The sequence below is a fragment of the Streptomyces sp. NPDC002018 genome, assembly GCF_042890865.1.
Taxonomy (GTDB): domain Bacteria; phylum Actinomycetota; class Actinomycetes; order Streptomycetales; family Streptomycetaceae; genus Streptomyces.
Window position 1 is genome coordinate 24,101 of the sequence record NZ_JBIASO010000030.1, and the last position, 24,394, is coordinate 48,494.

Annotated in this window: 11 protein-coding genes and 1 pseudogene; 3 read left to right on the forward strand and 9 right to left on the reverse strand. The window is 70.5% G+C overall.

Translation table 11 applies throughout. The features are described 5' to 3' along the window. Positions 1-15: 15 nt before the first annotated feature. The 3 genes and pseudogenes from ACFYYH_RS32070 to ACFYYH_RS32080 all read right to left on the reverse strand — a co-directional run bounded on the left by ACFYYH_RS32070 (position 16) and on the right by ACFYYH_RS32080 (position 2,494). The gene (locus ACFYYH_RS32070) at positions 16-372 is read right to left on the reverse strand and encodes a YciI family protein (protein WP_388558622.1); all 357 of its coding nucleotides are present in this window, start codon (positions 370-372) and stop codon (positions 16-18) included. 463 nt (positions 373-835) lie between these two features. Further along, positions 836-2,169: pseudogene (locus tag ACFYYH_RS32075) on the reverse strand (UvrD-helicase domain-containing protein); the annotation flags it as partial. A gap of 52 nt (positions 2,170-2,221) precedes the next feature. After that, the gene (locus ACFYYH_RS32080) at positions 2,222-2,494 is read right to left on the reverse strand and encodes a helix-turn-helix transcriptional regulator (RefSeq protein WP_388558625.1); all 273 of its coding nucleotides are present in this window, start codon (positions 2,492-2,494) and stop codon (positions 2,222-2,224) included. A 611-nt stretch (positions 2,495-3,105) separates the two neighbouring features. On the opposite strand from ACFYYH_RS32080, the gene ACFYYH_RS32085 reads away from it, so the two are divergent. Then, positions 3,106-3,666, forward strand: a complete 561-nt coding sequence (locus tag ACFYYH_RS32085; RefSeq protein ID WP_388558628.1) for a hypothetical protein — start codon at positions 3,106-3,108, stop codon at positions 3,664-3,666. A gap of 346 nt (positions 3,667-4,012) precedes the next feature. Here ACFYYH_RS32085 and ACFYYH_RS32090 read toward each other — a convergent pair whose 3' ends face one another. From ACFYYH_RS32090 to ACFYYH_RS32105, 4 genes are all read right to left on the reverse strand, one after another. Beyond that, complete coding sequence (locus ACFYYH_RS32090) at positions 4,013-7,054, reverse strand: pPIWI_RE module domain-containing protein (protein ID WP_388558631.1); 3,042 nt, start codon at positions 7,052-7,054, stop codon at positions 4,013-4,015. Between the two features lie 81 nt (positions 7,055-7,135). After that, positions 7,136-10,906 carry a hypothetical protein gene (locus ACFYYH_RS32095; RefSeq protein WP_388558634.1) on the reverse strand — a complete coding sequence of 1,257 codons (3,771 nt, stop codon included), beginning with the start codon at positions 10,904-10,906 and terminating at the stop codon, positions 7,136-7,138. Beyond that, on the reverse strand, positions 10,899-12,167 hold the full coding sequence (locus ACFYYH_RS32100) for a hypothetical protein (protein WP_388558637.1): 1,269 nt from the start codon (positions 12,165-12,167) through the stop codon (positions 10,899-10,901). The genes ACFYYH_RS32095 and ACFYYH_RS32100 overlap by 8 nt, the downstream gene beginning before the upstream one ends. Continuing rightward, positions 12,160-13,905, reverse strand: coding sequence for a PD-(D/E)XK nuclease family protein (locus ACFYYH_RS32105; protein ID WP_388558640.1), 1,746 nt, complete (start codon positions 13,903-13,905; stop codon positions 12,160-12,162). The genes ACFYYH_RS32100 and ACFYYH_RS32105 overlap by 8 nt, the downstream gene beginning before the upstream one ends. Before the next feature lie 182 nt (positions 13,906-14,087). On the opposite strand from ACFYYH_RS32105, the gene ACFYYH_RS32110 reads away from it, so the two are divergent. Next, positions 14,088-15,569, forward strand: coding sequence for a protein kinase (locus ACFYYH_RS32110; RefSeq protein WP_388558643.1), 1,482 nt, complete (start codon positions 14,088-14,090; stop codon positions 15,567-15,569). A gap of 30 nt (positions 15,570-15,599) precedes the next feature. Here ACFYYH_RS32110 and ACFYYH_RS32115 read toward each other — a convergent pair whose 3' ends face one another. Both ACFYYH_RS32115 and ACFYYH_RS32120 read right to left on the reverse strand, forming a co-directional pair. Next, positions 15,600-17,651 (reverse strand): N-6 DNA methylase, encoded by a 2,052-nt coding sequence (locus ACFYYH_RS32115; protein ID WP_329351531.1) that lies wholly within the window; start codon positions 17,649-17,651, stop codon positions 15,600-15,602. Between the two features lie 179 nt (positions 17,652-17,830). Further along, positions 17,831-18,844: a serine/threonine-protein kinase gene (locus ACFYYH_RS32120; RefSeq protein WP_388558646.1), complete on the reverse strand. Its 1,014-nt coding sequence runs from the start codon at positions 18,842-18,844 to the stop codon at positions 17,831-17,833. Between the two features lie 223 nt (positions 18,845-19,067). On the opposite strand from ACFYYH_RS32120, the gene ACFYYH_RS32125 reads away from it, so the two are divergent. Beyond that, complete coding sequence (locus tag ACFYYH_RS32125) at positions 19,068-24,347, forward strand: DEAD/DEAH box helicase (protein ID WP_388558649.1); 5,280 nt, start codon at positions 19,068-19,070, stop codon at positions 24,345-24,347. The last annotated feature ends 47 nt before the right edge of the window (positions 24,348-24,394 follow it).

Genomic DNA, 24,394 nt, shown 5'->3' on the forward strand with positions numbered 1-24,394 from the left:
GTCCGCGGTCTCCGGTCAGTCCTCGACGATCTCACGGACCTCGACGGTGACGTCCCACTGCTCCGGGTGGAGCTCGACGAACCGCTTGGCCCACTCCACGGCCTCGGCCTTGTTCGCGCAGCGGGTGATGGAGTAGCCGCCGATGACCTCCTTGCTCTCGGTGAAGGGCCCGTCGGTGTAGCTGAGCTTGCCACCGGACCAGGTGATCCGGGTGCCCTCGGAGGTCGGGGCGAGCCCGGCCGTCTCCACCATGACCCCGGCCTTGGTGATCTCCTCGAACAGCGCGCCCATCCGCTCGTCGAACTGGGGGCCCGAGTCCTCGGTGGGGCCGTTCTGCTCGTCGATACGGACCATCGTCAGAAAACGCGGCATGGTGACTCCTCGGTCGGGAGGGCGGGGACTCTCCCCGCCTCTCACCCCTGCGTCGAACGGGGAACGCCCGGATCGACAGCCCCCCGAAAAAATCTCCCACGTCTTTCACCGGACCCGACCGCGACCCGCCCCCACCGCGACCCGGACCCGGACCCGACCCGGCCCCGGTTTCGGCACAGGTGTGACCGAGAACTTTAGTTGGCGAATCATGGTCTGAGACGCGCAGGTCGGGAGCGGGTGGAGAATCCTTGTTGGCAAATCATGAGAAGGATAGTTGGCAAATCATGGTTGCCGCCGTTGACTCTCTGCAACTGGAAGTAGCTCTACCTGTGACGACACCAGCGAGAGGTTGAGTGTGCTGCACAAGGCTTGCGAGATGACCGAGTCGACTGGCTAGTCCACCACTCGGCCGCCCTGGTCGTGGACGGGCTGGGGAACTGGCTGCCCCTCGATGTCTGCGGCGTCAACCACTCCCGTTCTCCTGAGGGGTGGCGTTCCGTGCCAGGCCGCCGAGGTCGAGTTGGTGGCGGGCACGGGTGACGGCGACGTAGGCGAGACGGGCGTCCGTGCCGCTTACTTCCGGGGCCTGGTCGGCCGCGCTCGTGCCGGAGTTGGGGTCCTTCGGTTTGGAGAAGTCGTTGCCGATCCTGACGGTCGGCCATTCGCGGCCTTTGGCTTTGTGGGCGGTGGAGACGGTGACGTCGGCGTGTGCTTCCTCGGTGAGGTCGGACACGGCAGCGAGGATGGCGTCGGGACCGTGGGTGTCGACGATGTCGACGAAGGGCTGCAGGTCGCAGCCGGCCGGATCGTAGGTGGCGTAGTCCTGCAAGTCGCCCCAGGACGCGAACAGCACCAGCTCGGGGTGATGAGTGCGGCGCCCTTCCTTCAAGTCACGTGCGGCAGAGGCGAGTTGGGCCAGTTGCTGGCCTCCCCGGGTGAGGGCTACGCGGTGTCCTTCGCCGAGCAGACGCATGACCTCTGTCATGGCGCCGATGTTGGTGCGGCACAGCACGGCGTCGGGGTGGTCGACGCTGCTGACCTCTGCGGGAACGCTGGTGGTGCCCGTCAGCCGGATAGGGGCGTCGGCGAGCGCGAGCCACCGGTTGGCCTCGTTGGCGATCTGTGGCCCGAAGCGGAACGAGCGGGTGAGGGTCAGCTGTTCGGCGTCGAAGCCAGTCATCACGTCGGTTGCGCCCCGCCAGCTGTAGATGGCTTGGGCGGAGTCGCCGACCATGACGAGCTGGGCGTGGTCGCGCTGTGCGGTGAACACCTGCTCCAGCACCGGGTTAGTGTCCTGGGCCTCGTCGAGGAGAAGGAAGTCGGCCTCGATCTTCGGCCTGGTCAGCGCCCACATTTTGAGGTAGTGGTCGTGTTCGAAGCGGACGATGCCGTGGTCGGGACGCTGCAGGTCCGCCCATGCCTTGGCGGCGAAGGGGAGCACGAGTTCGGCGAACTGCCGATGGGCGGCGGGGCGTCGAGGCCGCGTAGGCGCGGCACGTGGTGTTGGGCCAGTGCGCTGTCGGCGGAGTGGCAGAAGCGGGTGACGGTGCGCAGCACGTTGTGGGACAGGGTTCTCTGGCTGATCTCGTGGTCGGCGATCCGTACGGGGCGGAGGATGCCGAGGGACTGTCCGGTCTTCCAGGCCGGCTGGCGGGGGCTGTTGAGTCGGTCGGCATAGCGGTGTCCGAGTGCGGCGAAGGCGGTGGCGTGGGCGGTCCGGCACTGCACCGTGGACGGGAAGCGGGCTGCGGCGTCCTGCGCGATGTCCTTGTTGAAGGCCAGGTAGCGTCCTCGGCGTTAGGGCGTTGCCGGATCGAGTGAATCGCCGCCGGCGCTGGACGGGCCCGTATCAGCTGTCGGAGCTGTCGTCGGTGCCGGGGAGGCCGTGCTCGTGGCAGAGGGTGGCGAAGAGCTCGTCGAGCGGTGTGTCCAGGGCGTGTGCGAGGGCGTGCCATGTCTTGAGGGTGCCGACGGTGCGGCCCTGCTCGATCTCGATCACAGTGCGCCTGCCCAGGCCGCTGCGGGAGGCGAGCTCGTCGTAGCTCCACCCGCGCTCAGCCCGCAGACGCCCGAGCACCAGTCGGAGGGCGTCGAGGTCCGGATCGGGCGGCAAGATCGTCACCCAACCATCCGACGGTGCAGACCTCTGCCCTGTCAGTGCAGACCTCTGCCCTATTTCTCCCGATGGCTCCACCGGTGGGAGGGCAGGGGTCTGCACTACGGTGTCGGCCGTCCCGCCGTACCGCGCGGTGGGGCTGGCGCCGGACCGGGAAGGGAGGGACACACGCCCATGAGGCTGCGCACCGTGTGTCCACAGGCGGCGCGGACCTGGACGGTGGAACTGCGATGCCAGACCGGCGGGCTCGTTCTCGTTTGCCAGCACTGTCCCCAGGACGGCCAGCGGGTCACCGCGCAGTCCGCGCGCTCGGCGGCCCTTGCTCACCTCGCCCGGCATGCCCGCGGCGACCTGAGCGCTCCTCACCTGCGGATCTGTCAGTGTCATGAACGCGGCTGCCGTTGGCACCGCCGTCACCGCGGGTGCGCGGGGCCCATCCGCCTGCTCCTGGCTTGCGAACGTGGCGGCCGTGTCTGGCGCCTCGCCGACGCCTGCGGCGCCTGCGCCGCGGCAACCGCCCAGGCCGCCGTCGTGCCCGACACCGTGCTGGCCGCACCGTTCCACCCGCCTTCCGCCCGGCCGCGCGGTCCCCGGCCCAGCCGGGGGAGCGTGTCCGCGTGAGCGAGATCCTCAGCTACCTGGCCGCGGCCCTGCCCGCGGACGTGTCCGCCGGGGCGAGGCTCCTCGCCCTGCAGTGCGCCCTGCGCATGAACGCGTACCTGCACGTCGAACTCCGTGCGGGCCTGCTGCGCAGCCTTCGTATCGATCCGGTGCAGGCCTGCCGCGAGTTGGAACAGGCGCGGTGGGCAAGCATGGTGAACGGTCCCGGAGCGGCCGGGGTGGCTGCGGAGCTTCGCGACGCCACGCTGCTCGCCCAGTCACCGGCCCTCCCCGACCGGCGACGCGCGGCCGACTGGGCGTTGCGCACCGGGTGCCCTGCCCGGATCGGTGGGGCAGAGCCGCAGCTGCGACTGTCGGGCGTCTATCTCGCGGCGCGCAGCGATCCGTCCTCGGGGGAGGGACTGAGTGAGTGCGACCGGATCATCCGTGACTGTGGCCTGCGCGATCAAGGGTTCCACGGTGTGCTCAGCCATCTGACGGCGAACGGCGTTTTGGAAGGGTGGTGGATCTGCCCGGATTCAGGCGACGTGCACTGGACGCTAGCGCCGAGGCGATGACCGGCAACCCCTTGCCGACCGTGAGATGCGGGAACGGCCGGCGGGGGTGACTTGGCTCGTCAGACGTGCTGTCGGGTAAGCGGTTGCAGGTTCGAACCCTGGAACGGGATGAGCGAGGGAAACGCCTGACCGCGCCGGCGGCGAGGGGGCCGATGGCGACGTGACCGACGTCGCGGCCAGACCCGAACTGGTCACGGTCACCCCAGTGTTCCGCCTTCCTCCGCTGACCGCGCACACGAGTAGAGATAGGTGCATGCAGGGGCTGTCGTCGGTCTCTCAGAACACAGGTCCTGTGGATACCGGTGTCCTCCGTCGTCAGGGCACCGCGTAGGTGTCGATCCCGTCGTCAGTCGTGGGCAGTCTCGGCCTCGTCGTCCGGCGTCGTGGACAGTCCGGCCGCGTCGGCGAGATCTGGGTCCTCCATGCTCTGGTTTCCAGCAGGTGTGTCCGACCCCTCGTTCGGAATCCGGTCGCCGTCGGCGAGTGTCGGGAGGACATATGCCTGGGCCAGCCCCGCGAGGTGGAGTGGGAGGGGGAGAGAGAGGGCAGCGGCGTAGTCCGGGGCCTGGCGGAGCTGGTGCACGGCGAGGGCCAGCGCCTCGGGGTCGTCGGGCTTTTCCGGTACGGGGGCAGCTGGATCGTCATCTTCGTGGCAGCCCAGTACCGCGATCTCCACCAGGGTCGGGTTCCAGGCGCTGGTGCCCGCCTGCGAGGTGAGGTTGCCTGCTGCGTTGACCCGGGTAGCGAGGCGGTCGAGTGCGGGGGAGATCGCATGGGTTCCGGGGCGTTCAGTGGTGCTGTAGAAGATCCGCTCGCGCGATGAAGCCCTGTACTGCTGCTGGGGATCCTGTGCCCAGAAGCCGGCCGGCTGTCCGTGGGGCTTGCCCGGGTCGGCCAGCCCCCACCACTGGGCGCTCTCGCGACCGCCGCATCCGCGCACGCGTACGAGGCGCAGTTCGTCGTCCAGTCGTCCTGCTGGGGCGTGGCCGGTCTTGATCAGATCGCGTTCGGTCTGGCCGTCCTGGAGCCAGGGCCAGTGCAGTCGGCTGTTCTGAGCGTGGGTGATCAGTGCGGTGGGTTGCCCTCGGAGGGAGTGCAGCACGCGTTGGAGGAATGCTGCGGTCTCCCTGCGCTGTTGGGCGAGGTTGCTGCGCCACTGCTTGCCGGTGACCCTAGGGGCATCGGGACATGCGTCATCGTCTGGAGTCCCGGGTTCCGTGAACGCTTCGGGGTCGATCTCCGCCTGTTTCACCAGACCGAGGAGGAACTGCGGGTAGGGCACCCATTCCCCCGCGGTGTCATCCCAGCCGCGTACGGCTGCAAGGCCTTCCCCGGCCGGGAGCGGGGTGACGAGGACGGCCACAGGCAGGTGTTTGGGCAACCGGGTCGGGCCGTCCTTACGACGTTTCACCATCCACACCGCCGCGTATTGCAGCGAGTCCGGAAGATCGTCACCGAGGGTGTGCTGGGGCAGGACGCGGACGCCGAGCTGGCGCAGTCCGTCGAGCCACGAGCTGCACGTGCGGTGGTCGAGGCTTTCCGCATTGTCGATCTGCCGGTCGGTGGACGGGGTGACGACGAACTGAGTCAACAGGCCCGCGTCGGCGCACCCGAGGCGGATGGCGAACTTGGGGTCCGTCGACGCCGGGCGGAATGTGCTGCGGTGTGCGACTTCCACGAGGGCGAGTTCGGGGCGGAAGGGGTCCGCGCCGTCCGTGCGGAGCCATGCGCGCAGGGCGCGGCGCCGTCCGGCGACGGCAGCCGCGAGCGCCGCGCCTTTGCCCTTGACGGCCGGGTCGGGCACGAGCCGGTCGCCCAGTCCGTCGGCGAGGGGCAGGCAGCGCAGCCGGAGTGTGACCTCCGCCGTCCGCCACTCCAGGACGACCGGTGCTCCGGGCGTGGCCTCGTCGAAGTCCCGGTCCGTGACGTGGGCGGCACTGGCGCCGCCGTCGCCGTCGAGGCCCAGGGCCTTGGCGAACTGTTCCACTGCCTCGCTGCGTACCTCGGGCGACTGCCACAGCAGCCGAGCCTCCACCATGGGCGGGTCGGCCTGTTCCGGGCCGTGGGAGGCGATCCGGGCTTGTGCCGCGAGTGCCACGCGCCGTGCCCGGGTCTCACGCAGCAGCTCGCTCTTCTTGGCCTCGTCGGTCCTGGGCTTGGGCCGCCGGTTCTCCGGAGCGCCGATGCCCTTGCCGCGTCCGCGCGTGAGGTCGGGTACCCGGGCCAGTGTTTCAGGGAGGGCCTGCTCGGCCCATTCGGTGAGCTGGGCCCGCTGGTTGGGCATGAAGCCGGTGCCGATCTCGTGCTTGCCCATTCTGGTGCTGTGGACCACGGCGGCGCGGACGCCGAGGCCCTCGCCGATCCAGGAAACCGGTTCGGTGAGGAGCTGTTCGGGGTCGGGGAAGTTGCCGGCGAGGCTGAGTCCGCGCAGGATGCCGGCGGTGTCGTTCTCCGACCAGACGAAGGTGTCGGCGGCCCGGTCGCGGCGCAGGCGTGCCAGTGCGTAGCGTTCGGTGGCCGGTGCGCCCGGCAGCCAGGGGATGGTGGGCCGCAGGTAGACCGTAGTGGCCTCCCGGTAGGGCAGGTTGAGGCGTTTGGTGGTGGCCCGAGGAAGGGTCGCCCAGCGGCGTACACCCCAGTGCAGGTGGAGCCGCGGCCTGGGGTCGAAGGGCGTGGTGTGCAGGGAGATGTTCAGGAGGACGGAGAACCACCACTCCTTGCGTTTGATGGTCCGGCACAGAGGTTGCGACATGAGTTCCGCGCCCTGGTCCCGAGGCCCGCGGGGCAGCGCTCGGAACCGCAGCTCCCCGCCCTCGAACGGGAAGGGATCGAGGGTCAGGATGCGGCGTGCCAGGGCGTCGGTGGCGAGTTGGAACTGGCGCGGTTCCGGGGCGGCTGTGCCGCCCCCGGTGGTCGGGGTGGTGAGGAGTTCGACGCCTGTGACCGGCTGCCACTCGGGCAGGTTCTGCTTCAGCTCGGTGCTGCTCGCGAGCAACAGTGAGCGGAACCGGGGATCCTGTGCGGAGTCCTTGGGGCCGAGGGTACGCAGCCAGGCATCGAGGAGTTGCTGCATGGAACGGCCCGGGAGGGGGTCGGGCGCCGAGGCCGGTACATACATCCAGAAGTCCTCGGCGGCCTGCGGCCCCGGTTCCACGGGGATCCGCGGCCGGGGGCGGACGATCACGTCGGGGGCGAGGGTCTGGAGCACGCCGTCGAGTCGGCGGGTGGGCAGCGTCGGCTGCCGCTTCTCCTCGTCCCGCCCGTGGTTGTGCAGTTCGAGGAGTCCGGCATGCCAGTGTTCGGGGAAGGGAAGTGCGTGGAAGTCCTCGGTCCAGGGGGTGCCCTCCTCGGCCAGGTGGTAGGCGGATCGGCGGATGTTCTTGTACATATCGGTTCTCCATGCGATGTCCATACGTAGGCGGTGCGGTTGCTCGCCAACAGTGCTGTTCAGGGCGGTGGTTGACGTATTTCAGTCGATCGGTCGCGGGCCGGGTGACGTCCCCATGGCGCACAGTGCTTCGTACAGCGGGCGGTAGAGCAGCTTGACGAGTGCGGCGTCGGCGGGATCGGTGCGCGCGCCGTACTCGACGGTGCCGGTGACCTTGTCGGTGTGGGCGAAGTACGGCGCCAGAATGTCCCGTAGCCTGACCAGCAGCCCGGGGTCGCCTGCGCGGCGTGGACGCCGGCCCTGGCCGGTGAAGGGGGCCTGTGCCGCAGCGAGTTGCGGTGCGAAGGCCGCGTCGACGAACACGACGCGGGCGGGTACGCCACCGCGGACGAGGCGCCCGATGACTTGCCAGATGGTGACGAGCTGGTCCCAGACGAAGGACTTCTTCTCGTCATCGGAGAGCGAGGAGTAGATGTAGGGCCGTGACAGTACGTGCCGCCACACGCCGCGTGCGGTGGTCCTGAAAGCACTGCCTGCCGCGTTCAAGTCCCCGGCCTGGGTGACCATGTCGCTGAACGTCCCTTCGTCCGGCAGCTTCAGCTGACCGCGTACGAACCGCGTCGCCCAGTCGTTGATGGCGAAGACCGCCAGGGACAGGTCGTCAGGGCGGGGATGCGGGCGGACCAGGAAGAACACCGTTCCGAACGCCGCCACCTTCTCCTCGCCGGGCCGTTGGGGGGCGGTGAGGATGTTGTGTCCTCGCTCCACGGCGAGGAGGGGCGCCACGAGCAGTTCGGCGTCCGGGTCGTCGGCGAAGGACGCGAGGTCCCCACGCCGGACCGCTCCCGCACCTGATCCCGTGCCCGGCGCCTGGCTCCCCGTCGGCGCCGTCCCATCGACAGCGGCCTCCAGTTCGGCGTCGTCGGCGGCCAGGACTCGTACCCGGCCACGCCAGCGCGGGATCTCGTTCAGGGCGGTGGCGGCCACCTTGGCTTCCTTGTAGCTGCCCACCAGAAGCAGGGCACGCTTGCGGCGCTGGTCGGGGATCTGAGCGAGTTCGCTCTGGAGAGGGGAGGAGTTGCCGTCGCTCCGGGACCGGGCGAGCCGGTCGATCATCAGGCGCAGGACGTCCTCTCGCTGGTCGGGGTCCTGGCCGGAGAGCCGGATCGGCTGTCCTGCGGCGTCGTAGAGGAACTCGGTGCGGAACGCGGTCTTCCGGATAGCATCGAGAGCCTTGCGCTGCGGTTTCAGTACGGCGCGGACGGGGGCGAGGACGTGGGCCCGGGTAGAGGTGCCGGCCCAACTGGTGCCCGACATCAGCAGCACGTGTGGGCCTGCCTTGCCGAGGCCTGGGTCGGCGCCGAGCTGGTGAAGACCCAGAAGCAGTTCCCGGCCCACGCCCGCGCAACGGAAGAAGCGCAGGGTGCCGGTGCGGTGCCCGTCCTTGTTGCGGGCGGCGGCCCGTTCGTCCACCAGGTACTGGAAGCCCAGGACGTTGCCCATGGGCGCTTCGGGCAGCAGTGGCGCGTAGTCGAGGGGCGGGCGGCGGGTCAGCTCGTGGGCCGCGGAGTCCAGCCGTAGCGCTGCCTCCACTTGAGGCCACAGGAACGTCACCCGGTCCAGGCGTTGGTGCAGGGCGGCGAGGACGAGTGTGAACTCCAGCCGCCGTGCGTTGAGTTCACGCCACTCCTCGGTGAGTGGTACGTCCTCGGGGGCAGACTCCTTGCCTCGCTCGGCGGCGGGCATGGGGCGCTGTTCCGGGCCCGGCGCTCCGACAAGGAGGGAGTCGAGGAGGGTGCGGACACGGCGCCGTGTCTGTTTCTCGTCGAGGGTGTGCAGCACGTCGTGGGCGAGGGCGGTGAGCTCGTCGGCGGGGGTTCCATAGGGGCCGCGTCCGCCGAGCGGATCGTCGCGGAACGTGTCGAAGAACCCGGTAATATCCGTGCGTCGCTGCGCCCAGGGAGCGTCGGGGACAGGGGAGTCGCCATCGGCCCCAAGCCCGTCTTCGTCCTCGTAGAGTGCGCTCTCGTCTTCGACGTCCCCTTCGCTCGTGCTGTCCGGTCGCCCGGCGGCCTGGCCTCGCGTCAGCGGGTACCAGGCGTGCAGCAGCTTCTCCTGGAGGGTCCACGCACTGAAGTAGTCGATCTGCGCCCAGTCCCGCAGCGCTCCGTCGTCGATGAGCATGGCGTACAGCCGGTCCGCGGCAGAACCAACGACGTCCAGGGCGGCGGACCACCGTTCCACGTCCTGGTCGGAGAGCTGGAGCCGTCCCTGCCGGGCGAGTTCGGCGATCTCGTGGGTCTGCAGCTGGTCGAGCCAGGAGTCGGAGACACCGGTGGTGACGAGCGTGGCCGACGGGGCGAACATCTGGTCGAGCTGCATCTGTACGCGGTCGGCCTCGTCGACGACGACGATGTCGCTGCGCAGGCAGGCCAGCTCCAGATAGCGCAGGCGCTCGGCGTTGAGCTGACGCGGAACCGCCGTCTGGACGAGACTGGCCGGGTTGGCCACCCAGATCAGCGCGTCCACGAGGTCACGCGCGGCAGAGTGTCGGGGGCAGACACTCCACAGCGGGCAGGCGTGCGGGGTGCCCAGGTCCTCCTCGTCGGTATCGTTGTCGTCCGTGGCGCCCTGCCTGTCGACGGCGCCTCGGGCTCGTTCGAGCTCGCGTACCGCGCGCTCGGCCGCGGGCTCCTCGGCGGTCTCCTGGCGCCGAGCGGGGTGAAGGGCACCGCACGGTGCGTCGGTGTAGCGCAGGGGCTCGGACGTGTCGAGTGCGCGCAGGGCGTCCAGCGGGCAGGCAGTGCTGAGGTGGGCGAAGACGGGTCCGGTGTGAGCCAGTAGGGAGTGTTCTCCCCGTGCGGCGAGTCTGCGGTGCAGCCGCTGGGTGTGCTGGAGCCGCGTCGTGCCCCCCTGCACCAGGGCGGCGCTCAGGCCGAGCGTGCGGAACAGCTCGGTCAGCGTCAGCTGTTCGGCCACGTCGCCGACGACGAGAGTGATGCGCAGGCCGTTGTGGTACGCCCAGACGGCGAGCAGGGTCATCAAGGTCGACTTACCGGCGCCGACCATGCCGACGAGGTGGGTGAGCCGGTCGAGCGGCAGCGCGGACGCCGCTTCGAAGTCTGTCCCGTCCGGGGTACGGGTGTCGAGGTCGAGTTGGGCGAGACGCTGCTCCCAGTCCCCCGCCTTGAGCCCGCGCCGCTGCTCCTCCGCGTCCATCCACCGTGCGACGTCGGCGAGTTCGTCGAGTGGCACGTCGAGGGGGCCTGCGGTGGCCGGGCGTTCGGCGGTGAGGGGGTGGCCGGGGAAGGGGTCCCGCACGAGATCGGCGGGGACCGTGACGGAAGTGCGCCGGTGGCGGCGGTCCATGAAGCGGTGTTCGCCCGCCTCCGCCGGGGGAAGCACCTTCGTGGCGAAGCCGGGGAGGTTCGCGAGCGCGTCGTCGTAGGTGGTGAAGCGGTCGGCCGCCACCTTGAGGGGGACTCGATGGGCGGGCTCCCCGGCCGCCGGGACGCGGTACGCGCGCAGCCGTTCGGGCAGTTCCAGGTAGGCGTCCAGGCTCTGCTGCCACATCCGGCCGCGGCGCATCGGCCAGAGCAGGTGCCGGGCCGCGGCCAGCGCGACCTGTTCGGTGGTGCCAGTGGGGAGCTTCGAGGCCCGCGCGAAGGCGAGGCCGTAGCCGCCGAGGAGCGTCCACGCCCCGTCGGCAGCGTGACCGGGCGCCACGGTCTCCATCAGCCGCAGGGCGAGCTCGACCTGGCAGAGCAGAGCGGGCCGGGTCCCGGCGTGTTCTTCGGGCCAAGGCCTCAGTGCGGCGACGACCGGCTGGTACCAGCTGCTGCGGTCACGCATGGTCTGCTCCCTTCTTCCCGGTGCGGTCGGTCGCCGCGGTCTGGTTTCCGGACCGGGACGACGCTGTGCGTGCCCCGCCGTGCTCCCTGGCCCGGGGCACGGTGTGCAGAGGCGCGATGGACGCGTCCGGCCCGCGTTCGCCGGACAGCCGTAGCCGCGCGGTCCGTTTCAGCTGGTCGTCCGTCAGCAGCCGCAGACCGCCCGCCCCCGCGCCCCGCTCCTTGGCGTACATGGCCAGGTAGTCACGGCGGGCGCGCACCCGGAATGCGGGCACCACCCAACAGGCTTCGTCGTACGGGGGCTCGGGGCGGACGGCGGTGGCGGCGCGTCCGAGGAAGGCGGGGTGTGCCCAGTCCTTGACGTCGACGGCCCACACGTGACCGTCGGGGAAAGAGATGCGAAGGTCGTACGCGTCGAAGCCCGGCCACATCTCGACGGTGAGGCCCAGGGCGCGTAGCTCGCCCTCCAGAAAGACCTCGGCGCGTCCGGGCCCGGTGACGAACTGCCGCAGGGGTTTCCGCAGTTGACGCAGCTCGCCCACCTCGGACGCGACGAGTTCCCGGCCGTGCGGTGGGGGACCTTGGTGCCGGCACTGGTCGCGCTCGCACCACCACTCGGTGTCGGACACCGGATGGAGCAGGGTCAGGCAGCGATGACAGCACAGGTACGCGCCGTCCCGGCGGAACCCGAGCGGGACGGGGGCATAGATCTCCTCGACGAGGAAGCGCACGGGGTCGAGGAAGAGGTCGGTGCTCACCTCAGCCCAGTCCGCCTCGGTGAGGACGGGCTGATTCACCAGGAGGCGACGGAAGGCCGTGTACGACTCGGGTGACGACACGGCCCGACAGGCGCGCAGGGCCTCGTGGATCACCAGGCGGTCGTACTGCCGTCCGGTGCTGTCGCCATACCCCTGCACGGCGAGCTCGTGGCAGAGCTGCGCGGGTTCTCCGGAATCCTCGTCGATCAGCCGGTCCGCGGTGTCGAACAGGTCGGTGGGCAGTCGGTCTAGGGGCCAGCTGCCCAAGGGGCGGGCGTGGGCCCAGCGCATCATCTCGGGCACCCCGGACGGGGGCTTGGCGCCGTTGCGCAGGCACTGGAGTACCAGGGCATCCAGGGCCCGCTGCGCGCCGGCCGGGTAGGGCAGAGTGAAGGAGTCGAGGCGGTCGACGGCCGCCAGGTGCACTACGGCGGTGGCCACGTCCCGCAGGAGGACGACATCGGGGTTGGACAGCCAGTCCGGTACGAGCTGTTGGTCAGGCATGGGGCGTGGCGTCTCCTCGCGGCGAGGTCTGCGTGTCGGGGCTCGGCGGGCGCGGATGGTCGGTGACGTAGGCGGTGCCGGGCCGACACCAGGTCCGGGCCTGACAGCCGTGGCAGTGGCGTCCGGTCCTCGGTTCGTAGGTGGTGTCGTCCAGGAGCGGCTGGGCGAGTTCGGCGATGACGGCCCGGGCTTCGTCGACGTTCTCGGCGCGGCCGGGGTCGATGGGTTCGAGCCGACTCTCACCGTGGCCTTCACGTAGGTGCTCCAGTTCGACCCAGGAGCGGCGCGGGTCGTCGCCGAGCGCGCCCGCGTGGAACAGCAGTACACCCAGGGCAAGTTGGGGATAGGTGTGGAGCAGCGAATCGCGTTCCCACAGCGGGCGGGCCGACGTCTTGGTTTCGCGCCAGATCCACCGGCCGCGGTGGGTGTACACCAGGTCGGGTACGGCGAGGACGACGATGTCGAGTTCGGGCACGTAGGCCGTGACCCGATGCTGCACGAGCACCTGCTCGTCGGCGTCAAGTCCGTTGAGGGGGCACAGGAGCCGGTGTTCCGCGAGCATCCCGGCAGCCTCGCGTGCGGAGGTGTCGTCGAGTCCGGCCCTGGCCCGCACCGCCGTCGGCTCGGGGATCTCGCGGTCCCGGCAGCCGCGCACCGGGCGTTCGGCGTGCTCTGCGTCGAGCCAGGCGTCGACGGCTCGGCCGCGCCGTGCCCCCCGGTCCTCGGCCGAGAGGTCGTTGAGGTGCAGTCGCCGCACAAGGTGGTATTGGGCGGGGCACTCGGCGTGCAGCCGCAGGTCCCAGACGGAGACGGAGCGGCGTTGGCGTGCGAGAGCCGGAGAGCGCCCGCCCCACAGCCGCGGGGTGCGTTTCAGATCCGTGCAGCCGGCGATGGCCTTGCAGTCGACACAGCTCTCCCCGGGCTGCACGCCGAGTTCGGTGGCAGCCGTGACGAAGGCAGGCACAGCGTCGTCCCTGAACCGCTGCCTCGCCTCGGCGGGGTCTTCGCAGAGCAGCTCCTCCACGGACCCGTCGGCGCACCCGACATCGAAGACGCGGACCAATCGGGGCAGGCTGGTGCTCTCGGTCGCGGTGGGCGGAGGCTGGGCGCGTTGCTTGCGGCGAGGCGTGGGCGCGCCGAAGGCCATCACCTGCGCCACGGCCCCGAGCTCCGCGTCGGGGCGGCCGGTCTTGGCCCGGCCCATGGAAGGCAGCCACAGGTCGCGCACCTTTCCGTCGGAGGAGGCGTACATGCGGCCCCAGAGGGTGTGCTCGTACTGCCGGGCGCCACGGGCGTCGGGAGCGTCCGTGCGGGGAGTGCGCCACGTCCATGGCTGCTTCACCGGCTTGGTCTCAGGCAGCCCGGTCTCGACGGCGGCTGCCTGTTCGCGGGTACGGGCGGCCACGTAGCGCTCCAGGGCGTGGGCGGTCCAGGCCAGGTGGGCGGGGTGGACCGGGCCGCCCCATCCCCGGAAGGGACCGCGGGTGCCCCGGAGTTCCTCGCGTACCCGCTCCACCGACCATCCGTCGTGTTCCAGCAGGTCGAGGGCGGTGAACAGCGGGCCGAATGCGAACTCCTCGCGGGGTGGCCGCCGGAACGGCACGGCCGGGTCGGCGACGAGCAGGGGCCGCATCGCGGTGCGTCGGTGGGTGGGACAGGCCGCGTCGTCGGGCCGGGCCATCCGGGGGCTCGCCCTGATCAACCAGTCGTGGCCAGCGACGCCGGGTGGGTTCTGCATGGTGACCCCCGTGGCAGGCGGTATGGGCAGGAGGGTGCCCAGAGCAACGGGAGTCCGAGGACATCCGGGCACCACTAGAGCATGGCATAAATCTGTGAACTGAGTCCATGGACGGCTCATGTCTAGAATCTTTCACGCTACGCTGGTGGGTCTGATGCGCAGTGGTGCGAAGGGGCACAGTGGTGGACGCGGATACGTACAAGCCCGGCGTGGGTGATCTGGTCGACGGGCGCTACGAGTTGAAGGACTCTCTGGGCAAGGGCGGGATGGCCCAGGTCTGGCGGGCCCGAGAGGTGTCCGGGGGGCGGGAGGTGGCGGTGAAGTTCCTGCGCCACGACTCCGAGGCCCTGTACTGCCTCGACCCGTACGAGCGTGAGGCCGAACTCGCCGTCAGGAACGCCCGGTTCCGGCGCGAGGCCAACCTCCTGGGCACGCTCGATCATCCGGGAATCACCGAACTGTATGGGAGCGGATCGCACCGGGGCGTCCCCTACATCGCCATGCGCCTGGTGACCGGAGTGAGTCTGCGGACGTTCCTCGACGAGCACAACCCCCTGCCTCTGGCCACGGCGGTTGCCGTCGCCATCCAGGTGGCAGGGGCGTTGGCCTGCGCACACACGCTCCCGGTCGTACACCGGGACCTCAAGCCCGCAAACATCATGATCGATGAAGAGGGGTGGGTCGTCCTCATCGACTTCGGCATCGCCAAGCCGCTGCACGCCGACGCCACCCGTTACACGGCGCACGGTTCGACGCTTGGCACCCGCGGCTATCTGGCGCCGGAGCAGCTCCTGGAGCGCGAGCCCACCACGCGCACGGATGTCTACTGCTTCGGCTGCATCTTCTACGAACTCCTCACCGGACGGCCCCCGTTCCCGCTCGGCCCGGAGTCCGGCCTGACCGACAAGCACCTCAACGAGGTGCCGCTGCCACCGAGCGCGTACGCCGCGGGCATCCCGGAGCCGATCGACGATCTCGTACTGCGGATGCTCGCCAAGAAGCCCGAGCAGCGCCCGGCCGTTGACGAGGTCCTGGAGGTCCTCGACCCGTTCGCCCCGGGGGTCGGCGATCCCGAGCCCCGGCCCCGCACCCACCCCGACCCCACCGCCCCCATGCGTCGGCCGCCGGATCGGGCTGTTCGTCCGCGCCCGGTTGCTCTCACGCTGCCTGTCGCGTCCGCACCGGCCGATGAGTGGCTGGACGCCCGCGTGGTGGAACAGCTCTGCGCGCAGGCCGAGTCGGAGATCGCGTCCGGTGAGCCGGGCGACGCGATCGACCGGCTGCACGGTCTGACAGAACGGGTCCGCAAGGAGTGGGGTGAGCGGCGCCCTCTGGTGCGTCACGTTTGGCAGGGGGCTGCGGACGGATTCCGTCTCTCCGGCAACTTCGGCGCTGCGGCCCGCCTCTACCAGGCTGTCGACAACGATCTCATTCACGGGGACGGCCCAGGCGAGCGGGCCGATCGCGCGCTGATCCGGCTGCGCCTGGCTGAGTGCCGGCTCACGTTCGGGGAACTGGAGGCGGCCATCGCGGCGGTTGACACGGCGGGCCGCACCGCCGCCGGACTGCCACCGGAACTCGCGGCTCGTGTCGAGGCTGTACGCCACGCGGTCGACGCCCAGCTCACGGCCCGCCTGGCCGAGCCCAGGCGCAGGGAGGCGTGACGCGCCGACTGGTGTGGGTGAGCCGGTGTGCTACGCCTGGTGGGCCAGGCGTCCGGCAGCCAGTTCGTCGCCCAGGTCGCGGACAAGGCTGGTGCCGAGGTCGGCTGCGCGGCGCAACAGCCTTTCGAAGGCGGTGAGTTCGCGGAACGCCTCTCCGTAGCGCCGCTGTTCTCCGAGGGGAACCTGGCGGATCTGAAGCCGGCGGACGTCGATGCGGGAGGAGTTCGTGGTGTGGGTGCCGGCCTGCCGGGCATTGGCGGGAGCCCGCAGTGAACCGGCGAGGAACCAGGCGTCGAGCTGTTCGGGCTGTACCCGCACGGCATGCAGTTGTGGGCCGAGGGCGGTCGGCGGCCCTTCGTGGACCCAGGCGGAGAAGGCACGGGCGACGCCCACCACCACGATGTCCCCGGGTTCGGCGATCACGGCCTCGCCGACCGCCGCGGTGCCGGGAGCGAGCCAGCTGCGGGGTTCGGCGTCCACCAGAAGATCGGGGACGGTGAGGAGGGGGATGCCGTCGTCGGACGGCGGGCCGGCGTGGATTGATTCCTCCGGCGGCTGCTGACCGCCGCGCAGGGTGAGCGCCCCGGCCCGGGCGAGCTCGGCGACTGTGGTTGCCGTCGGTGTGTCCGCCGCGGCCGTGGCGAGGTCGAGCGCCGCGAGCAGCCTGGCCGACTTGTTCACGTTCGCGGTGAGCCCGGTGAACTCCCGCCAGGATTCGGCCAGTCGGGGTGCCGTGTCCGCCGGGGACGGGGCAATGTGGCGTCCAGGGGTTAGGTCGACCTCGTCGTTGAGGAGTTCGATGACGGGCACCTGTCGTACGTAGGCAGATGCTTGTGGGGAGTCCGCCTCTTCGACGGCCTCGCGCACGAAAGCGCTGATCGCCGCCCAGTCGGGGGTCCACTTCTCCTCCGGGTCCCGGGGGAAGCGCGAGGCCGCGTCGGCGACCAGCAGCCGATCGCCCACCGGTGTGCCTTCCCCGTGGGCGGGCATCCGCAGCACCCACAGGTGCAGGGAGACGCTGTGCGGTGCGGCGCAGCCCGGCGGCAACGCGACGACGGCCCGCAGTTGCCCGGTGCGCAGCAGCGAGCCGCGGATGCGGCGTCCGGCCTTCCTGGCCGCGACGGCGGGCGGCAGCAGCAGTACTGCGGCGCCGCCGGGCCGCAGCTGGGCCAGGCAGTGCTGGACCCAGGCGAGTTCGGGCTCGGTGCGCGGGGGAAGGCCGTGGCTCCAGCGGGCGTCGGTGGCCAACTCCTCGTATCCCCAGTCCCGTTCGTTGAAGGGCGGGTTGCACAGGATGATGTCGGCGGGGGTGCCGGAGAACGGGTCGTCGCGTAGGGAGTCCGCAGCCCGTACGGAGACCTGCGCCCACTCCTTCTCCCTGTGGCCGTCGTTCTCGGCGAGGGCCATGCGGGAGTCCGCCAGCGAGGCGAGGACGGCGTCCCGGTCACTGCCGAGCAGCGTGAGTGCCCCGGCGCCGGATGCCCTCGCGGCGTCGGCCGCGGCCAGGAGGAGATGCCCGGGGCCGCAAGCAGGGTCCATGACCGTGGTGCCGCCGGAGCCGCCCGGGCTGTCGTCTGCCAGGCCGTTGGCCGCCCTGAGGGCGAGTTGCGCCATGAGGGATGCCAGCGGTTCGGGAGTCGTGGCGATTTGGCGCACATGCACGTCGAGCCAGCGGCGCAGCAGAAACGCGAACGTTTCCGTGCCTCCCTCACGCTGGCCGAGATCCACGGCCCGTTCGATCAACTCCCGTGTGTCGGCACGGATCTCTTCGCCTTCGGCGCTCACCCGCCCCGAGAGGAGCTGTCCTACCTCGGCGATCGCGGCCCCGGTCTCGTCCCGCCCGCCGAGCGCCTCGAAACCGGGCCAGAGCCATTCCCTCTCGGCGGACTTCTTCAACTTCTTGTTGTCGCGCAGCCAGTCCTCGATGTCGGTCAAGGAGAACTGCGGGTTGGTGTCGGTGCCGGCGATCCGCTCGGGGAAGGACGGATGCCGCCGCCGCCAGTTGCTCACTGCGGCTCGTCCCACACCCGCAAGGCGGGCAATTTCGGCCAAGGTCACCGGTACGGCGCGCGACGTGGACATCTACACTCCCAGGGCATTTCTGGTGGAGGGAGGACTTTTCCCTCGGTCATGGGTGTGTGATCAAGCCACCCTTCCTCCGAACTGCATCGGTCAGCGTACATGACCATTGACTTTGTTCACAGATGTGTAGTGGCGGGTTTGGGGGCGTGTGTCGCGTTCCGGTCGGCGAGGCGCGCGGGTCAGTGTGACGGCCGGTCGTGCTGCCCGGGCGTCGCCCCCGTCCGCCCCGGTCGGCCGTTCCGTCCCGATGCCGCCCATGCCCGCACCGGCCGCGCTTCGGGTCCCATCGGGTGGGTGAAGGGCCGCAGCGGGTCGACCTCGGCCCACGGGGCGAGTGCCTGTTCGGGGGCGCGGCGCTCGGGCAGCCACGCGGCGAGGCGTCGCCACACCTCGCCGGCGTGGGCGGGGCGCTCGTCGGGGTCCTTGGCCAGCAACTGGAGTACCAGGTCCTCCAGTTCGGAGGGGATGCCCGCGCGGAGCCTTCCGGGCGGTACGGGGGGCTGCTCAAGGATCATGCCGGGCAGCATCAGTTCGGACTCGTGCGTGAAGACCGGCTCGCCCGTCAGCATCGCGTACAGCAGACAGCCCAGCGCGTACAGATCGGTGCGGGGGTCGACCGGCTTGCCCCGCACCTGTTCCGGTGCCATGCACTCCAGGCTGCCGGGGCGCTCACCGGTCGTGGTGAGGCCTGTGGTGTCTGGATCGAGGAAGGCGGCGACGCCGAAGTCCAGGACCTTGACCACGCCGTCCGTGCGGATCACGACGTTGCTGCCCTTGAGGTCGCGGTGCACGACCTCGCGGGCGTGCACCGAGCCCAGAACGGAGGCGATCTGGACGCCGATCGACGCGGTCTCCTCGATGGAGAGCGGGCCCTCCTCGATGATCCGGTCGTCGAGCGGGGGCCCGATCACGTACTGCATGACGAGAAAGCGGGTGCCGTTCTCCTCGCCGAGGTCGTAGACGGTGGCGAGGCCCGCATGGTCGAGTCGCGCGACGGCCTGCGCCTCCCGGCGGAACCTTTCGGCGTCGCGGGCGCGCTGCTCCTCGGTGAGTCCTAAATCGACGTTCATGGTCTTCAGTGCCACGTCGCGGCCCAGGTTCTCGTCGTGGGCGAGCCAGACGACTCCCATGCCGCCCCGGCCGATGAGGCGCTTGATCCGGTAGCGACCGGCGATCAGTGTTCCGGTGTCCATTTGCGCTGCGGCCCGTCCCCTCCGTGCCCTGCCGCGCCCTGCCCGGGCTGGTGTCAGGGAGAGTGTGACACGGCGGTGCTTCGGATGCCGTCCGCGCGACGCTTTATTCGTTGACTGAGTTCACATGCTCTTGCTCTAATGGGTTGAAGGCGGGGCGGTTCGTCCCGTGCGCCTCACCCACTACGGTGAGGCGTGGATTGTGTCGGGAGCTAGTGAGGATCACGTGGACGTCTTCGAGGTGCACCGTCGGCTCATCCGGGACTACAAGGAGTACACGTCCGGATCGGTGGTGATTGAGGACCCGCGGATCGGCGAGAAGGTGACCAAGTCCCTTGCCGACGGCGACCAGTGGCCCGACCCCTGGCTCTCACTCAACCCGAGTTTCGCGCCCGGCGGCAGCGTCGACCACCTCGCCGACGAACTCGGCCTCCTCCACCCCGAGTGCAAGCGGATCTTCCGCACCGGCAAGGACAAGCGGGGTGCGACGATCCGTCTCATCCGCTTCCACCGGCACCAGCGCGACGCCATCGAGGCCGCCGACTCGAAGGACTCGTACGTCCTGACGACCGGCACCGGCTCCGGAAAGAGCCTCGGCTACATCGTGCCCATCGTCAGCCGGATCCTCAGCGAGAAGCGGCCCGGAGACCCCCCGAGCATCAAGGCGATCATCGTCTACCCGATGAACGCGCTAGCCAACAGTCAGCGGGGCGAGCTGAGAAAGTTCCTCACCGCCGGATACGGCGAGGGCAACGAGCCCGTCACATACGCCCGTTACACCGGCCAGGAGAAGCAGTCCGAGAAGGACGCGGTCCTCGACACCCCGCCGGACATCCTGCTCACCAACTACGTGATGCTGGAGCTGATGCTCACCCGCCCCGAGGAGCGCCAGCGGCTCATCGGCCGGGCCAAGGGCCTGCGCTTCCTCGTCCTGGACGAACTGCACACCTACCGCGGCCGTCAGGGTGCCGACGTCGCCCTGCTGGTTCGGCGTGTGCGCGAGGCGTGCGAGTCGCCCGCCCTGCAGTGCGTCGGCACCTCCGCCACCATGTCCACCAAGGGCACCCCCGCCGCCCGCCGCATTGAGGTCGCCGAGGTCGCCTCCACGCTGTTCGACACGGAGATCTCCCCGGACCGGGTGGTGGGCGAGACCCTGGTCCGCGCGACCGGCGACACGACACCCACGCGGGCCGAACTCGCCGCCCGGGTAAGGGAGAACAACCCTCCGCTGGAGTACGACGCACTCAAGGCCGACCCGCTGGCCCGCTGGGTCGAGACCGCCTTCGGCCTCACCGAGACCACCGACGAGGACGACACCCGTCTGCTGGTGCGCGCCAAGCCCACCACCGTGGAGCTCGCCGCGCGAGTCCTGCGCGAGGACGCCTTCGACATCCCGCGCGACGCACCCGAGGACGCGCAGTACACCGCCTGCACCAAGGCGATCCGGTCCACGCTCCGGGCCGGTACGCAGGTCCGCGACGCCGACGACCGCGCACTGTTCGCGTTCCGCCTCCACCAGTTCCTCTCCAAGGGCGGCTCGGCGTACGTCTCCTTGGAGCCGGCAGACAGCCGCCACATCACCCGTACCTACCAGCAGCGGGTGCCCGGAGAGCCGGAGAAGCTCCTGCTGCCGCTGTCCTTCTGTCGCGAGTGCGGCCAGGAGTACCTCACCGTGGCCCGCGAGCAGAGCGACGACGGCACGCTCGCCTTCCGCACCCGTGAGGACGCGGACGACGAGCAGGGCTACCTCTACCTCTCGGCCACCAACCCGTGGCCCGAGCGTGTCACGGACGCGATTGACCAGCGCCGCTTCCCCGACAGCTGGCTCACCCTCGACCCGAAGAAGGGCACGCCCGTCCTCACCGCGAGCCGCAAGAAACGTGCCCCGCAGCCCGTGTGGGTGAGGCCCGACGGCACGGCGGTCAACAAGGACGGGGACAGCCTGTACGCCACCTACGTGCCCGCCCCGTTCCTGTTCTGCCTGGAGTGCGGGGTCAGCTACGAGCAGGTCAGGGAGCGCGACTTCGCCAAGCTGATGACGCTCGACCAGGAGGGCCGCTCCACTGCCACCTCCGTCGTCAGTGCTTCCATCGTCCGCCACCTCAAGAGTCTGCCCGCGGACGAACTCGGCGACGACGCACGCAAGTTGCTCACCTTCGTCGACAACAGGCAGGACGCCAGCCTGCAGGCGGGGCACTTCAACGACTTCGTCATGGTCACCCAGCTGCGCGGCGCCCTCTACCGCGCCATGCTGAAGGCGGGAGAGGCGGGCCTGCGCTGGAAGCGGCTGGGCGAAGAGGTCGTGGCCGCTATGGGGCTGGCCCGTCACGAGTACGCCAACAACCCCACCGAGGTGGAGGCACTCGCCGAGGAGACGCTGAGCGCCTTGGCCCAGGTGGCGGAGTACCGGCTCTTCCTCGACCTGGAGCGTGGCTGGCGGATCACCATGCCCAACCTGGAGCAGACCGGTCTGCTGGGCCTGGAGTACGCGGGGCTCGACCAGATCGCCCAGGACGAGGAGCGCTGGCAGCGCGCCGCCGGGCCGCTGCGCACCGCGACCCCGGCGACGCGGCTCGAACTGGCCCGCGTCCTCATGGACGAGTTGCGCCGCCAGCGCGCCGTGGACACCCCGTACTTCACCGAGGCCAAGTTCAACGAACTGGGCAAGGAGTCTGCCAAGCTCAACGACGCCTGGGCCATCGCCGAGACCGAGTCCGCGCCCCCCGCGCCCGGCGTCGCGGTGGCCCGCTCCGGCCGGCCGGGCCGCTCCGGGCGCACCCGCAGCGAGCTGAACCTCACCGGTCGCACCGCCTTCGGCCGCCACGTCCGCAAGCCGGAGACCTTCCCGGGTTGGGGCCACGACCTCGCCCTCGACGACGCCCAGGACGTGATCCGCGACCTGCTGGAAATCCTCGCCGACGGCGGTGTACTGAGCCGGATCACCCAGGGCCGGGGCGAGGACCCCGGCTACCAGATCCACCACCCGGTGATCCGCTGGCACGCCCGTGACGACGAGCACGGCGCGGTGGACCGGCTGCGCCGCACCTACCGCACCGGCCGGGGCCCCCGCGTCAACGCCTTCTTCAAGGGGCTCTACAAGGAGGTCGCGTCCACCTTCGCCGGACTGCACGCCGCCGAGCACACCGCCCAGGTTCACCCCGACGTCCGCGAGGAGCGGGAGAAGCTGTTCAGCAAGGGGCTGCCGCTGCCCCTGCTGTACTGCTCGCCCACGATGGAGCTCGGCGTCGACATCGCCAGCCTCAACGCCGTCAACCTCCGCAACGTCCCGCCGACCCCCGCGAACTACGCCCAGCGCTCGGGCCGCGCGGGCCGCTCGGGCCAGCCCGCGCTGGTCACCACGTACTGCGCGACCGGCAACAGCCACGACCAGTACTACTTCACCCGCTCCGACCAGATGGTCGCGGGCACCGTCGCCGCGCCCCGCCTCGACTTGGCCAACGAGGACCTGCTCGCCTCCCACGTGCACGCCATCTGGCTCGCCGAGACCCGCCTGGAACTCGGCCGCACCATGACCAAGATCCTCGACACCGACGGGAAGACCCCCTCGCTGGAGCTGCTGCCCGAGGTGCGGGAGCAGATCGGCGGCCCGGCCGCCCAGCAGCGCGCCCTCGTGCGGGCCCGCACCGTCCTTGCGGGCTGCGTCGACGCCCTGCGCGAGACGTCCTGGTGGCACGAGCAGTGGCTGGAGGACACCGTCGCCAAGGCCCCCGGGCGTTTCGACGAGAAGTGCGGACGCTGGCGGAACCTCTACCGCAAGGCCCTGGAGGAGCGGGAGATCCAGCACGACAACATTCGCAACCGCACGGCGACCGGCCGCTCCCAGGCCCAGGCCGTCCGCCGCCGCGCCCAGGCGGAGAACCAGATCGCCCTCCTGGAGAACAGGCAGGGAGGCGAGCGCACGGTGCTGTCCGACTTCTACCCGTACCGCTACTTCGCCTCCGAGGGCTTCCTGCCCGGCTACTCCTTCCCCCGGCTGCCGCTCGCCGCGTACATCCCCGGCACCGGCCGCACCAGCCGCGGCTACGACGGCGACTACCTCCAGCGGTCCCGCTTCATCGCGATCCGCGAGTTCGGGCCGGGCGCGCTGATCTACCACGAGGGCAGCCGGTTCAAGGTGGACCGGGTGCAGCTGCCCCCGGACACCAGCGGCGAACTGACCACCGAGAGCGCCAAGGTGTGCCAGGGCTGCGGCTATCTGTCCCCCGAGGAGCGGCGCGAGGACACCTGCCTGGGCTGCGGCAGCTCGTACGGCGATCCCCGCACCGGGCTGCTGCACCTGCACACCGTCTTCACCCACCGCCGCGACCGGATCTCCTCCGACGAGGAGGAGCGCCAGTGCACGGGCTACGCGGTGGAGATCTCCTACCGTTTCAAGCAGCACGAGAACGGCCGGGACGGTTCGCTGCGCGCCGAGGCGAAGGCCGCGGCCGGCCGCCTCCTCGCCGAACTGGTCTACGGCGACAGCGCCACCGTCCGGCTCACCAACCTGGGCTACCGCCGCTCGGTCGCCAAGGGCGATATCGGCTTCTGGCTCGACCCGGTCACCGGCCAGTGGCTGGCCGGCTCGACCGGCAGGCCGAGCACGAGTGCGCCCGGCCGGGAGACCCCGGTGGAGGACGAGGGCCTCGCCGACGCGGAGAAGGTCGTGCGCAAGATCCCCGTGATCCCGTACGTCCAGGACACCCGCAACATCCTCGTGCTCAAGCTCGCGGCCCCCGTCGACAGGGACACCGCGATCACCCTCCAATACGCGCTGGAGCGGGGCATCGAGGCCGAGTTCCAGCTGGAGGACTCCGAGTTGGACACCGAGGAGCTGCCGCCGCACGACGGTCCCCGCGAGCGGCTGCTGTTCATCGAGAGCGCCGAGGGCGGCGCGGGCGTCCTGCGCCGCCTCCAGGCCGAGCCCGATGCGCTCGCCCGCGCCGCCCGCCGGGCCCTGGAGATCGCGCACTTCGACCAGGTCGGGCGCGACCGGGGAGCCGAGAAGCGCAAGGGCGACCCGTGCGAGAAGGGCTGCTACGACTGCCTGCTCTCCTTCGGTAACCAGCGCCACCACCGGATGATCGACCGCACCCTGGTGAAGCAGTTGCTGATGGACTTCGCGGGCGGCGAGGTCGGCTCCAGCCACGCGGGCTGCACCCGCGACGAGCACGCCGACGCGCTCATCGAGGGCGCCGACTCCTCCCTGGAGGAGCGGTTCGTCGCCTACCTCAGGACCCACGGCCACCGCCTGCCCGACCACCAGCAGGTCAGGCTGAGCGCGGCCCTGTCCAAGCCGGACTTCGTCTACGACACCTCCTTCGGGCCCGTCGCGGTCTTCGTCGACGGCCCGCACCACGACCACGCCGAGACGACGCTGCGCGACGAGGAGGCCGCCGAGCGGCTGAAGGAGATCGGCTGGGAGGTCGTCCGCATCCGCTACGACGACGACTGGTCGAAGGCCGTGGCCGACTACCCTTCGGTGTTCGGCGAGGCGCGCCGCTGACCTCGGGGGCGGGGCGGAGCCCATCGGCCCGCCCCGTCTCACAGCCC

Coding starts and splice junctions, on each gene's coding strand:
- ACFYYH_RS32070 (WP_388558622.1), bottom strand. CDS start 372: ATGCCGCGTTTTCTGACGATGGTCCGTATCGACGAGCAGAACGGCCCC.
- ACFYYH_RS32090 (WP_388558631.1), bottom strand. CDS start 7,054: ATGTACAAGAACATCCGCCGATCCGCCTACCACCTGGCCGAGGAGGGC.
- ACFYYH_RS32095 (WP_388558634.1), bottom strand. CDS start 10,906: ATGCGTGACCGCAGCAGCTGGTACCAGCCGGTCGTCGCCGCACTGAGG.
- ACFYYH_RS32100 (WP_388558637.1), bottom strand. CDS start 12,167: ATGCCTGACCAACAGCTCGTACCGGACTGGCTGTCCAACCCCGATGTC.
- ACFYYH_RS32105 (WP_388558640.1), bottom strand. CDS start 13,905: ATGCAGAACCCACCCGGCGTCGCTGGCCACGACTGGTTGATCAGGGCG.
- ACFYYH_RS32115 (WP_329351531.1), bottom strand. CDS start 17,651: ATGTCCACGTCGCGCGCCGTACCGGTGACCTTGGCCGAAATTGCCCGC.
- ACFYYH_RS32120 (WP_388558646.1), bottom strand. CDS start 18,844: ATGGACACCGGAACACTGATCGCCGGTCGCTACCGGATCAAGCGCCTC.